The sequence below is a fragment of the Streptomyces sp. NPDC058335 genome, assembly GCF_042723915.1.
GTDB lineage: Bacteria > Actinomycetota > Actinomycetes > Streptomycetales > Streptomycetaceae > Streptomyces.
This window is the reverse complement of the sequence record NZ_JBHXHX010000016.1, coordinates 83485-95121: the sequence shown is the minus strand read 5'-3', so window position 1 is coordinate 95121 and position 11637 is coordinate 83485. Positions and strand designations below refer to the sequence as shown.

The window sequence follows — 11637 nt, the reverse complement described above, 5'->3', positions numbered from 1 at the left end:
TCAGCTCGCCGTCCTCGGGAACGTGACCTCCACTCGGCGGTTCTTCTTGCGGCCCGCCTCGGAGGCGTTGTCGGCGATGGGGTACTGCTCGCCGTAGCCACGCACCTCGAACGTGACGTTCGCGTTGTTGAGGTCACCGGCGAGGGCGGCCTGGACCGCGTTCGCGCGCTGTTTCGACAGGACGTCGCCGTGGGCTGAGGAGCCGAGGTTGTCCGTGAAGCCGAAGACGCGGATCTGGGTGGCGTTCTGCTTCTTGATCTCCTCGGCGATACCGGCGATACGCGCCTTCGCGTCGGCGCTGAGCTTGGCGCTGTCCTTGCCGAAGAGGACCTCCGCCTGGAGCGCGAACTTCACATCCGCGTTGGTGTCCTCCCGCCGCTCGTCCCCGGTCTCGTCCTCGACGACCTGCTTGATGTCCAGCACCTTGGGCTCCGCGAGGGTGGCACCCTCGGGCAGCTTGAGATCGGGGTCGTTGGGGTCCACCTCCACGGGGGCGGTGGCGGTGGGTTCGGTGCCTGGGGGGACGCTGGGGTCGTCGGCGTGGGCGGGGGGTGTGGTGAGGAGCAGCAGGGTGGTCGTGAGCACGGCCAACGGCAGGTGGCGGGGTGCGAGTCCGGTGTGGGTCATCGGGGGTTCACCCCGAGACCTTGATCACCGCGCTGGGGAACAGCGGCAGTTGGAAGGAGACGTCCGTGGTGTCGGCGGGCGGGGACGGGAACTGGAGGAAGACGTCGATCGACTCGCCGGCCTTCAGCGTCGAGAACCCCGTCGTCGTCAGGGGGCGGCCTTCCGTGTCGCGCAGGACGTAGTAGCGCTTCTTGCTCTTCGAGTCGACGAGGGTGGCTCCACCGAGGGACAGCCCGTTGTTGATGATCTCGGTCTCGTTGCCACTCAGCGCGGACGGGACGACGATTTCCGTGCCACTGTCGTTCTTCAGTGCACCGCTCACGGTGATGAAGCCGCCAGCGTCGCGTACCGCGGAGGTGAGCTGGAGAAGGAGACCGCTCGGGCCCTTCACCTCTGCCAGCGGTTCGTCGGACTGGCCCTCTTGGGCGCTGGGCTGCGACCCGTTGCCCTGCGAGGCGGAGGCCGAATTCTGGGGCTTCTTGTCGTCGCCACCGCCGCCGCTGCACGCGGTCGCGCCGACGGCCAGCCCGGCCACGGCAGTCAGTGCGACCATCCTCCTGCCGGCTTTCGCCGTGAACCGCATCCTCATCACTCTGCTTCCTTATCCACTCGTCGTTCGCTCGTCAGTCGGCCAGGTGGACGTCGAAGAGGTCTTCCGGCGCGGGCAGATCGGTGAGGTCCTCCGGGTTCAGTTCCCAACCCCCGTCCTCGCACGTCAGCTTCGGAAGTGCATCGCCTTCGGCATCCTCGCCCGGAAGCTCGAATGTGCACAGCGGCTCGATCACAGCAGTCGCGGAGGCATGTGCCCTTCTGTTCGCCGTCCCCGGGACGACGGAGGCTCCGATGGGCTTGTTCGCCTGGACGGTCACGCTGTAGCCCAGGAGGCCATCCGGGCCGCATTCGACATTGCCCGCGTCGTTCATTGCCGCAAGCTCATAAGCTCGCCAGCAGGTGTCGTCGGCTCCATTGCCGTCGAAGATGTCCTGCCATTTCGCCGGGTCCCGGACGTCCACGACCCACAGGTCAACCAGCTGGTCTCTGGCCTCCTGTGCTGCTGCCAATGCCGCCGCGTCGGCGGCCGTCTGAGCGCCACTGCGATTCACCGCGGCCTGGCCGACCGCGAAGTACGCGAACGCGAGAAAGAGCAGGCCCGCCACCACCGTGAGGTAGATGGGAAAGACCTGCCCTGCGTCGCCGTACGCGCGAGGTCGTGTCAGGGAGCCACCCGGGTGATCTGAGTCCTGAGCTTGTCCACGATCGTCTGTCCCAGATTCGTATTCGCGATCAACACCACAATCGCCACCACCACCGCGATGATCCCCAGGTACTCGACCGCGGTCTGCCCCCGGTCGCCGCGGCGGCGGGCGGCCTGTGCCGTCGTGTTCTTCCAGCCGCTCACCCGGACCTTGGCCGCGACGACGGTCTTCAGCATCAGGTCGCTCATGGCGTTCCCCTCCGTTTGAGGCGTTACCGGCATGAGGAACGTAGGGCGGAGCGGGGGTCTCGGTGGAGGGTCCCAGGGCCCAATCGCGGGCCCAATCGGTGGTCCGGGAGCGTTTCACGGGGTCACCGCCGTTCCCAGCCACTTGGCCGCGGCCTCCGAGCGGCTGGTGCTGTGGAGCTTGGCGAAGATGCGGTTGATGTGGTTCTTGACCGTCTTCTCGCTGATGAAGCAGGCGGCGGCGATCTGCTGGTTGGTCAGGCCCGCCGCGATCAGGTCCATGATCTCCGCCTCCCTCGCGCTGAGTTGGAACGCTTGAGCCGACTGTCCCATAAGCGGTTGCACTTGCGAAAGTCGTTCGCGAGAAGTCGCAGGGGATGCGGCATGTGAGGCCTCGACACCATGTGCAGTCGCACTGGCTCGGAGCTGGGCGAGTACCGCCGTCGCCGCCGTCGGTGTGAAGTGGGCCCGTCCCGCCGCGATGTCCCGGATCGCGGAGAGCAGTTCCGCCACGGTGAACTCGCCGTGCACCAGATAGCCGCCCGCCCCGCGCCGCAGGGCCTCCTGGACGATCTCCGATTCGCTGCTGTAGGTGAGCATCACGACGGGGGCGATCCGCACCAGATGGGGCAGTGCCGACAGCCCGTCCACCTCGGGCATGCGGACGTCCAGCAGGACGAGGTCGGGGCGATGGTGGAGGGCGGCGTCGTAGGCCTGGCGACCGTCGGCGGCCTCCGCGACGACCGTGATGTCCTCGTGGCCCGAGAGGAGCGCGGTCAGGCCGGCCCGGACCACGGGGTTGTCGTCAGCCACCACCAAGCGCACCGGAGTGGAGCGGGGTGGCGCCGCAAACGCTTCCCGTAAGGGGACGGCAGGCGGCTGGTCCGGCATCGGGCGGCCTCCTCTCGTGGGGTGGGGGGTGGGGTCGTACGGCGTGCCGGTCATGGTGTCGATGTCGTGAGTGCCGCGAGCGGAAGTTCCAGGAGTACGCCCGTGCCGCGGGAGTGGAGGCCGCCGCCGAAGCGGATGTGGGCGCCGACGGACGCGGCCCGCTCCGCCATGCCGACGATCCCGAAGTGTCCTGTGCGACGGAGATGTTCGAGGGTGGTGCCGGGCGGCAGGCCGCTCCCGTCGTCGAGGACGCTCACGTCGAGGAGTCCGTCGCGCACGCCCGCCCGTACCTCGACCCGGGTCGGGTCCGCGTGCCGGTGGGCGTTCTCCATGGCTTCCGAGGCGATGGTGAGGAGATGACGGGCCACCGCGGGCGGAACGGGGAGCGTGGTGCGGTCGCCCGTCGGGTGGTAGGTGGCCGGCAGACCGGTGCCGGCGGCGAAGGCGCGGGTGCGGACGGCCAGTTCGTGGAGAACGTCGATGCCCTGGTCCGGGTCCGTCTCGCGACGCAGGTCGGTGAGGAGTTCGCGGGACTCGGCGGCGGCCCTGCGTGCGGCGCGGGCGACCAGTTCGGCCTGTTGCCGGACGCGGTCCGGGTCCATGGTCGCTGATCCGGCGGAGCAGGCCAGGCCGTCCGCCGCGAGGGCCACGCCGTGCAGGGTCTTGGCCACGGAGTCGTGCATCTCCCGGGCCAGCCGGGCCCGTTCGGCGGCGACGGCCTGGGTGACGGCGAGCCGGGCCTTGACCGTCGTCAGGGCCAGGGTCGCGGTGCCGAAGCGGAGCATGAGGTTGCGCAGGGTGGAGCCGACGGCTCCGGTGATGACGCAGAGGCCGGGAAGCAGCAGCCTCTCCGCCAGGCCCGTGCCGGACTCCCGTTCCAGGGTGGCGTGGACCAGCAGCAGGATGAGCGACTGGACCGAGGCGAAACAGGCGGCCCCCCGCCAGCCGTAGACGATGCCTGCGAGGAGGGGCGTGCAGACGCTGACGTAGGCGAGGGTGGTGTCGGGGCCCGCGGAGATCAGCAGCAGCGTGCCGAAGAGGGTGTCCACGGCCAGCAGGGTGGGGTGGCGCAGCAGGAGTGGGCCGAAGCGTTCCCAGTCCCGGAAGAGGACGTACGAGCCCATGAAGGTGACGACGACGGCCGCGCCGACCAGGCGGGCGCCAAGGCCCGGTGAAGCGTTGAGGAGGGCGGCCGGGGCGGCCAGGGCGATCATCGCGAGCCGGAAGCCGAAGACCTGGCGGCACATCGCCTGGAGGGCGTTGACCTGGAGCGGGATGGAGGGCTGGGTGTCGCGTCGTTCGGTCGTCCCGGCCGCGAGTGGGTCGTCTCCATCGCCCAGGACGGCACCCGGAACGCGGGCTGCCGCGGCGGCTTCCTGGACCCGCGCACGGCGTCGCCGCAGCAGGCCGCCGCGTCCCCTCGGAGTGGCTGTCATGACCGTCATCCCGCTCACCTACTCGCCCGTGATCGAGCTGAAGTCCGTGCCGGAGCCCAGCAGCATGCCCGCGCCGAGGAGGAGCATGGTGGCCGGGACCATGAACGTCGTGATCATCAGCGTGGCCTTGGGAACGGCGCGCGCGGCCTTGCGGCGAGCGTTCTGCGCGTCCGTACGGCGCATGTCCTTGGCGATCGCGACCAGGGTGTCGACGATCGGCGCACCCAGTTCCTCCCCCTGTTGAAGCGCGGTGACGAACATGGCGACCTGCTCGGAGTCGTTGCGGCGGCGGAGTTCGGCGAAGGCGTCGCGGCGGCTCATGCCGAGGTCCATCTGTCGGAGGGTGATCCGGATCTCGTCCGCCCACGGGCCCTCGTACTTCGACGCCACCCGGTCGAGGGCCTGGCGGAAGCCGAGGCCCGCGCTCACCACGACCGCGAGAACGTCGAGGAAGTCCGGGAGAGTGCGCTCGATCGCGTCCTTGCGGACCCGGATCGCGGACCAGATGCCGACCTCTGACCAGAACGCGCCGAAGGCGACCATGAGGAGGGCGAGGAAGAAGCTGCCCTGGAGCAGCGCGGCCAGACCGCCGACGCCTCCGATCACCCCGTAGACGGCCCGGCGGGCCGCATAGCGGTCGATCGTCAGGCCGCCCGGGTTGCCCGCGAGGTCGATCCGGCGGCGGTATCTGGCGACCTGCCGGGGCCCCATGAGCCGCAGGACGGCGGGGGCGTACCGCATGCCGAGGCGGTCGATGAGCGAGCCGACGGCGCTGGTGCGGGTGGCGCCGACCTCCAGGGCCAGCGCGAGGTCGGTGGGCAGCTTCACCTCGGCGCGGTACATGCGTACGCCGGCGAAGACGCCCCAGACGCCGAGGCCCATGGCGAGTGCGAGCAGAAGTTCCATGGCGGTCGATTCCTCCCCTCGATCTCAGACGTCGATGCGGGACATGCGGCGGATGAGGACGAAGCCGACGGCGTAGAGGGCGAAGGCGATGATCACGCTGGCCTGCCCGGCGGGTGATCCCGTCATGCGGTCGAGGGTGCCGTCCGCGACGCTGTTCATGAGGAACAGGGCGCCCACCCCCAACACCGGCACCGCATAAGAAGTCATGCTCACCTGCGACAACTGGGTCCGTACCTCCCGTCGGGTCTCCTTCCGTTCCTCCAGGGTCTCTGTCAGGTTGCGGAGGGCGCCCACCACCTGGCCGCCGGCCCGGTTGGAGAGGACCAGGGTGGTGACCAGGACGACGAGTTCGCGGGAGGGGAGGCGGTCGGCGAGTTCGCCGAGGGCGTCGTCCAGGGAGTGGCCCACGGCCAACTGGTTGGCGACCTTGGCGAGTTCCTCGCCCGCCGGGGCCTCCAGTTCCTCCGCGGCCATGCCGATGGCGGTGCGCAGGGCGAGGCCCGCGTTGGTGGCGTTGGCCAGGATGCGGGCCAGTTCGGGGAGTTGGTTGATGAAGCGCTCGATGCGTTTCTGGCGCTGCCAGTTGAGGAACTGCCAGGCCGCCCAGATGCCGAGCAGGCCGGCCAGGGGGCCGAAGAAGGGGGCGAGGGTGGCCTGGCCGATCAGCCACAGGGCGGCGACCGTCGCCAGCATGTACGCGAAGAACTCGCCCGGCGTCACGTCCAGGCCGGTCGCCGTCAGCCGCAGTTCGAGTTTGCGGCCGAAGTCGGTGCGGCGCAGACGGCGGTCCAGGCCGCGGAAGCGGCGCCGGCGGCCGGTCAGGGGAACCTGGCCGGCGGCGGTGAGGCGGTCGACGAGGGCGGCCCGCTGGGCGCGGCCCCTCGCGTACGTGTGCACGCCCGCGACGGCGAGACAGCAGGTCAGCAGGCTCACACCGGTGGTGAGGCTGATCAGGTTCTGGAGGGTCATGGGGTGTCCTGCCTGTCCTGGCTGCTTCCGTGACGTCGTACGTCGGCTGTCGGCTGTCGGCTTCGTCTGTCGGCTGTCGGCTTCGTCTGTCGGCTGTCGGCTGTCGTCTGTCGTCTGTCGTCTGTCGTCTGTCGTCTGTCGGCTAGCCGTGACGTCGTACGTCGCCTGTCGGCTATCGGCTATCGGGCTTCTCTGGTGGTCAACTCGTCGATCGTGCGGGCGACTCCGAAGGCCTGCGGTATCGGCTGGCTCGCCATGTAGAGGCGGTCGGCGGTGCGGCGCGGCAGCGGGTGGTATTCGAAGACGCCGTGGATGCGGCCGTCCGCGGCCATCGGCCGGGCGTTGAAGCGGGCGATGGTCGCCAGCCGGTACGGCTCTCCGCCGTGGCTGTCGAGCAGCGCGATCTCCGTCACCCGCCGGGCCCCGTCCGCGAAGCGGGTGAGCTGGATGATGACATCCACCGCGCTGTTGATCTGGTCGTGCAGGGCGACGAAGGGGATCTCGACGTCCGACATGGACGCCAGGGTCTGGAGCCGCATCAGCGCGTCCTCCGCGCTGTTGGCGTGGACGGTGGCCAGGGAGCCGTCGTGGCCGGTCGACATGGCCTGGAGCATGTCGAGGGACTCGCCGCCGCGGACCTCGCCGACCACGATCCGGTCGGGGCGCATGCGCAGCGAGTTGCGGACCAGGTCGCGGATGGTGATGCGGCCGTTGCCCTCGACGTTCGGGGGGCGGGACTCCAGGCGGATGACGTGCGACTGCTGGAGCTGGAGTTCGGCCGAGTCCTCGATGGTGATGATGCGTTCGGTCTCGGGGATCAGGCCGGAGAGGGCGTTCAGGAGGGTCGTCTTCCCGGTGCCCGTCGCGCCGGAGACGATCACGTTGAACTTGGCCTGCACCAGGCCGGCCAGCAGGTACAGCATGGGCTCGTCCAGCGAGCCGAAGCCGATCAGTTCGTGCAGGGTGAAGGAGCGCGGGAAGCGGCGGATGGTGAGGGTGGGACCGGTCAGGGACAGCGGGGGGATGATCACGTTGACGCGTTCGCCCGAGGGGAGGCGGGCGTCGACCATCGGGTTGGTCTCGTCGACGCGGCGGTTGACGGTGGAGACGATGCGTTCGATGGTCTGCATGAGCTGGTCGTTGGAGGCGAAGCGGATGGGCAACTGCTCGACCTTGCCCGCCCGTTCGACGAAGATCGCGTCCGGGCCGTTCACCATGATCTCGGTGATCGAGGCGTCCTCCAGGAGCGGTTCGAGGATGCCGAGGCCCAACGCCTCGTCGACCACCCGGCGGATCAGCTGCGCGCGCTCCGTCGTGGACAGCACCGGGCCCTCGCGGCTGATGATGTGTCCCAGCACCCGCTCCAGACGGGCCCGGCGCTCGGCCGCCGCCAGCGCGCTCATCTCGGCGAGGTCGATCTCCTCCAGGAGCTTCGCCCGGTAGGCGGCGACCATGTGGCCGTCCTCGCCCCGGCCGCCCTGCTCCTCGGGCGAGGTGATGCGGGCCCGCAGGCTCATCTCCGGTTCCTCCTCAGTGCGTTCCGTCGGCCGACTCGGATGTGGGCCGGACTCAGTGGTCGACCGGCATGGTGGCCGTCCTTCGGGCCTCGCCGAAGTCCCCGATGCCGGGGATGACCGACGGGATGGTGATGGTGGACGTGACCCGGACCTCCTCGCCCAGGTCCTCGGGGGCACAGCTCGTGCCGTCCGCGAGCCAGGAACTGACCGCGCTCCGGCAGGCTCCCCCGGCGCCCTCGCCGAGCGAGGCGCTGCGGGCCCCGGCCCTGGCCGCCGTACCCGCCTGCTGCGCCGCGTAGGCGATCAGGCCGAGTTGTACGGCGGCCAGCGCGACGAGCAGGAGGATCGGGAGGAAGCCGAGGTACTCCAGGGCGACCTGCCCGCGGTCGTGTCCACGGCGTCCGCGGCCCATATCAGTCGTCATCCTCTTCCTCCACGGCACCGGCGTGGCCCTCGACCTCGAACGGGAAGTCGATCGCGCCCGGGAAGAGGACCGGGACCCGGAGTGTGACGGTCGCCGTCACGTATCCGCCCGACGTGGGGCAGCTGACCGTGGCCCCGGACCGCCACGCGTCCGACAGCTTGTCCAGTCCCGCCTGTTCGCACACGGCCTGCCGCTCCCCCCGATGCGCCGCCGTCCCGGCCCGCACCGCCTCGTCGGCAGCATTCCCCGCGAGCGTGAACGTGTATCCCAGCAGGACGAACTGCCACACCAGCACCAAGGTCACGATGATCAGCGGGGTCATGCCGAGGAACTCGATCGTGACCTGGCCCCGGTCGCCTCTGTGTCGCCGTGGTCTCACGTCACTCCCTCCTCCGCCGGAATCCCGCCGACACCCGGTCCCCGCCGCGCCCCGCCCGGCCGGACTTGCGGTGCTGGGAGCCCTCCGGGGCCCTGACCAGGCCGAGTTCGCCCGCGAGGGACCACATGGCCTGGCGGACGGTGCTCCTGCCGTCGAGGGCGTGGACGCGGCCGGCGTCCACCGCGGACTGGAGTTCCTTGAAGTTGGCGGGGATCACGGTCGCCGCTACGGGCGTGCCGGTGATCTTCTGGACGAGCGCGGGCTGGATCTCCGTACCGCGGCTGTGGCGGTTGACGACGACCGTGGTCTCCTCGGCCTTGCGGATCTGGAGGCGGTCCCACATGCGGACGGCGCGTTTGGCGCCGCGCACCGCCACCACGTCGGGGGTGGTGACGAGCAGGGCGCGGTCGGCCATCTCGACGGCGGCGGCGCCGGCCCCGCCGAGCTGGGCGCCGCAGTCGACGACGACGACCTCGTAGCGGGAGCGCAGGGCGCCGACGATCTGGCGGGCGGCGCGGTCGGTGACCTCCTCGCCGCGTTCGCCCTCGCCGGGGGCGAGCAGCAGGGCCACACCGGTGTCGTGGCGGAAGACGGCCTCGGCGAGGATCCGGGGCGAGATGTCGGTGATCGCGGCGAGGTCGACGACCGAGCGGCGGAACTGGACGTCCAGGAAGGACGCGATGTCGCCGGCCTGGAGGTCCATGTCGACGAGGGCGGTGGGGCGGCCGGAGGCCTGGGCGGCGAGGGCGAGCTGGACGGCGAGGAGGGTGGTGCCGACGCCTCCTTTGGCGCCGCTGACCGTGACGACGGTGCCGCCGACGCCGGTGAACACGTCGCCGCCGTGCCCGAGATGACGTCGTACGCCCACCGACCACTGGGCGACGGCCTGGACGCGGTGGGCGAGATCCTCGTAGCCGAGCGGCAGGGTGACCAGGCCGCGCGCGCCGGCGTCCATGGCGGCGGAGAAGAGACCGGGGCCGGCGTCGGTGGTGACGAGGATGACGCCGACCGCGGGGAAGCGCAGGGCGACCTCGCGGACCAGTTCCAGCGCGGGGACAGGACCGATGCGCTCATGGACGATCACGACCTCGGGCAGCTCGTCGACCGACTCCGCGGCCAGGCGGGCGAGGGTGTCGACGAGCTGTGTGGAGTCGGTGACCGGGGTGACGGGTTCGGCGTCCGGGAGCTGGCTGAGCAGGGTGGTGAGGGAGCGGACCGCGTCCGCGTCGCCGACGGCCGGGAGGATCCTCGTGGGCATGACGGCGGCCTCTCACTTGTCCGTGGTGAGTTCGTACGTACGGTCCTGTTCGGGGACCGTGGTGGGAGTGCCGGGCGCCACCAGGGCGAGCCGGACGCGCTTGGCGAACGACTCGGCGTACGTGATGCGCTGGGCGTCGAGAGTCGACAGCGCGAAGGTGATCGGGACGGCGTCGGTGGGCTGTCCGCGGTCGTCCTTGTCCGGGTCCAGGGCGGTGATGTCGCCGACGTCGAGGACGCGGGCGTTGGTGACGATGATCTTCGACTGGTCGGGGTCGCTCTCGCGGGCGCCCTCGAAGGTGGCGTAGACGTTGACGGAGGAGCCCGGGGTGATCTTTCCGGCGACGCCGGTCGCCGCGTCGATCATGATGGCGACCTCCTGCTGGCCGGCCTGGAGGGCGGGCTGGTCGACGATCATGTCGCTCTGGAGCAGGGAGCCCTTCTTCAGCGTGGTCACGGCGATCTTGCCGCGGATGTCCCCGAGGTCGGTCACCGCGTTCGCCGACAGCCAGCGCTCGGGCATCTCGATCTTCTCGAACTGGCCCGCGGTGAGCGGGGTGTAGGGCGCCACACTTGACCTGACCCGGTACGCGGTGACCTCGGGGCCGACCTTGGACTGCACGTCGTCGATGACGGAGAGGACGCCGGCGAAGGCGCCGAGGGCGCACAGAACCGACAGGAGCAGGAGGATCACGCCGCGGCGCTGACGGGAGTTCATGAACCGGTGCAACCTCGTTGGGGGTCGGGTCGAACGGACAGGAGCGGGTCGGGCGGGCCGAGCGGGGTGGAGCGAATTGCGCGGTCGGTGGACCTTGTTGCTGTTCAGCGTTGTCGCTCAGCCGCCGGCGGTGAGCGCGCGTCGGGTGCGATGGCTGCCCGCGGTGAGCGCGCGGGTGTGCCCGGGTTCGTGGGCGGGCGGCGGGGTGGCGGAGCAGAAGACGCAGAGGTCGCCGATGACGTCGATGCCGCACCAGTGGCAGACGGTCTGGCGTACCGAGGTGACGAGTTGGTAGAGGACCGACAGGTCGGGCAGGTAGGCGCAGAACTCGATCAGCTTGTCGGTGCCCCACCAGGCGGCGGACTCGGCGGGCGCCTCCGTCTCGCGCAGGCCCTGGGTCCGCCAGGCGGGGGCGAGGGTGGCGGTGACCCAGTCGGACTGGAGGCGGCCCCGCCCGACGAGCATCCAGGTGCCGAACTCGGGCCCGTCCAGGAGGGTGTCCGGCCCGGCCTTCACCAACTGGGGTTGAGGGTGGGCCAGTACGGCGAACTGGCTGCCGGGCATCCAGGACCGGGCGTGCGAGGTCAGGCCGACCGGGACGCGGTCGAGGCGGGCCACGGAGGCGAGGAGCGCGCCGGCGTGGATGTAGTGGGTGAGCAGTCGGCCGGCCGAGGCGAGGACGCCGGGGCTGAGGTCGCAGGAGGCGAGCTGGCGCAATTGGCGGGCCAGGACGGCCAGTCCGAGTGGCGGCAGCTCGGACCGGAACAGTGCGATGCGGTCGCTCTCCAGGAGGGAGCGGACGGTGTGCAGGCGCTGTTCGACGGCGGTGGGGGCGGCCCGCGAGTACAGGACGACGAGGTGTCCGTGCTGGTCGAGAAGGGTCTGGACGTCGGCGACGGCCTGGTCGAGGGGCCGGCGGTCGAGGCCGTCCAGCACGGCGGCGGGCACGGTGCGTTCGTCCTGCGGCGGCAGGGCCAGGTCGGCACCGGTCACGGCAATGGCAGTTGGCACGCGCAGCTCCCCGATTCCCGCGGTCCGGCCCGCCGGGAGTTACTCCGGCGCACCGAGGTGA

General features: G+C 70.6%; 14 protein-coding genes. All 14 read right to left on the bottom strand.

Annotated features, from left to right (window positions below; genetic code table 11):
- The 14 genes from ACFWJX_RS28730 to ACFWJX_RS28665 all read right to left on the bottom strand — a co-directional run bounded on the left by ACFWJX_RS28730 (nucleotide 1) and on the right by ACFWJX_RS28665 (nucleotide 11576).
- Nucleotides 1–627, bottom strand: a complete 627-nt coding sequence (locus ACFWJX_RS28730) for an OmpA family protein (RefSeq protein ID WP_383248803.1) — start codon at nucleotides 625–627, stop codon at nucleotides 1–3.
- A gap of 7 nt (nucleotides 628–634) precedes the next feature.
- Nucleotides 635–1216, bottom strand: a complete 582-nt coding sequence (locus ACFWJX_RS28725) for a hypothetical protein (RefSeq protein WP_383248801.1) — start codon at nucleotides 1214–1216, stop codon at nucleotides 635–637.
- A 34-nt stretch (nucleotides 1217–1250) separates the two neighbouring features.
- Nucleotides 1251–1844, bottom strand: a complete 594-nt coding sequence (locus tag ACFWJX_RS28720; RefSeq protein WP_383249004.1) for a pilus assembly protein TadG-related protein — start codon at nucleotides 1842–1844, stop codon at nucleotides 1251–1253.
- Nucleotides 1841–2071 carry a Flp family type IVb pilin gene (locus tag ACFWJX_RS28715; RefSeq protein ID WP_383248799.1) on the bottom strand — a complete coding sequence of 77 codons (231 nt, stop codon included), beginning with the start codon at nucleotides 2069–2071 and terminating at the stop codon, nucleotides 1841–1843. Before ACFWJX_RS28715 ends, ACFWJX_RS28720 begins: the two co-directional genes overlap by 4 nt.
- Before the next feature lie 114 nt (nucleotides 2072–2185).
- Nucleotides 2186–3013 carry a response regulator gene (locus ACFWJX_RS28710; RefSeq protein WP_383248797.1) on the bottom strand — a complete coding sequence of 276 codons (828 nt, stop codon included), beginning with the start codon at nucleotides 3011–3013 and terminating at the stop codon, nucleotides 2186–2188.
- The gene (locus ACFWJX_RS28705) at nucleotides 3010–4395 is read right to left on the bottom strand and encodes a sensor histidine kinase (protein ID WP_383248795.1); all 1386 of its coding nucleotides are present in this window, start codon (nucleotides 4393–4395) and stop codon (nucleotides 3010–3012) included. The genes ACFWJX_RS28710 and ACFWJX_RS28705 overlap by 4 nt, the downstream gene beginning before the upstream one ends.
- Nucleotides 4396–4413: 18 nt before the next feature.
- A complete protein-coding gene (locus tag ACFWJX_RS28700) occupies nucleotides 4414–5301 on the bottom strand; it encodes a DUF5936 domain-containing protein (protein ID WP_383248793.1) in 888 nt (295 codons plus the stop codon).
- 24 nt (nucleotides 5302–5325) lie between these two features.
- Nucleotides 5326–6270 carry a type II secretion system F family protein gene (locus ACFWJX_RS28695; protein WP_383248791.1) on the bottom strand — a complete coding sequence of 315 codons (945 nt, stop codon included), beginning with the start codon at nucleotides 6268–6270 and terminating at the stop codon, nucleotides 5326–5328.
- Between the two features lie 179 nt (nucleotides 6271–6449).
- Nucleotides 6450–7787 (bottom strand): CpaF family protein, encoded by a 1338-nt coding sequence (locus ACFWJX_RS28690; protein ID WP_383248789.1) that lies wholly within the window; start codon nucleotides 7785–7787, stop codon nucleotides 6450–6452.
- A gap of 52 nt (nucleotides 7788–7839) precedes the next feature.
- Complete coding sequence (locus ACFWJX_RS28685; protein WP_383248787.1) at nucleotides 7840–8211, bottom strand: TadE/TadG family type IV pilus assembly protein; 372 nt, start codon at nucleotides 8209–8211, stop codon at nucleotides 7840–7842.
- On the bottom strand, nucleotides 8201–8533 hold the full coding sequence (locus ACFWJX_RS28680) for a pilus assembly protein (RefSeq protein WP_383249002.1): 333 nt from the start codon (nucleotides 8531–8533) through the stop codon (nucleotides 8201–8203). Before ACFWJX_RS28680 ends, ACFWJX_RS28685 begins: the two co-directional genes overlap by 11 nt.
- 58 nt (nucleotides 8534–8591) lie before the next feature.
- Entirely contained in the window at nucleotides 8592–9848 is a 1257-nt protein-coding gene (locus ACFWJX_RS28675) for a CpaE family protein (RefSeq protein WP_383248785.1), read from the bottom strand.
- A gap of 12 nt (nucleotides 9849–9860) precedes the next feature.
- Complete coding sequence (cpaB, locus tag ACFWJX_RS28670) at nucleotides 9861–10565, bottom strand: Flp pilus assembly protein CpaB (RefSeq protein ID WP_383248783.1); 705 nt, start codon at nucleotides 10563–10565, stop codon at nucleotides 9861–9863.
- Between the two features lie 117 nt (nucleotides 10566–10682).
- A complete protein-coding gene (locus ACFWJX_RS28665) occupies nucleotides 10683–11576 on the bottom strand; it encodes a hypothetical protein (protein ID WP_383248781.1) in 894 nt (297 codons plus the stop codon).
- Nucleotides 11577–11637: the final 61 nt, after the last annotated feature.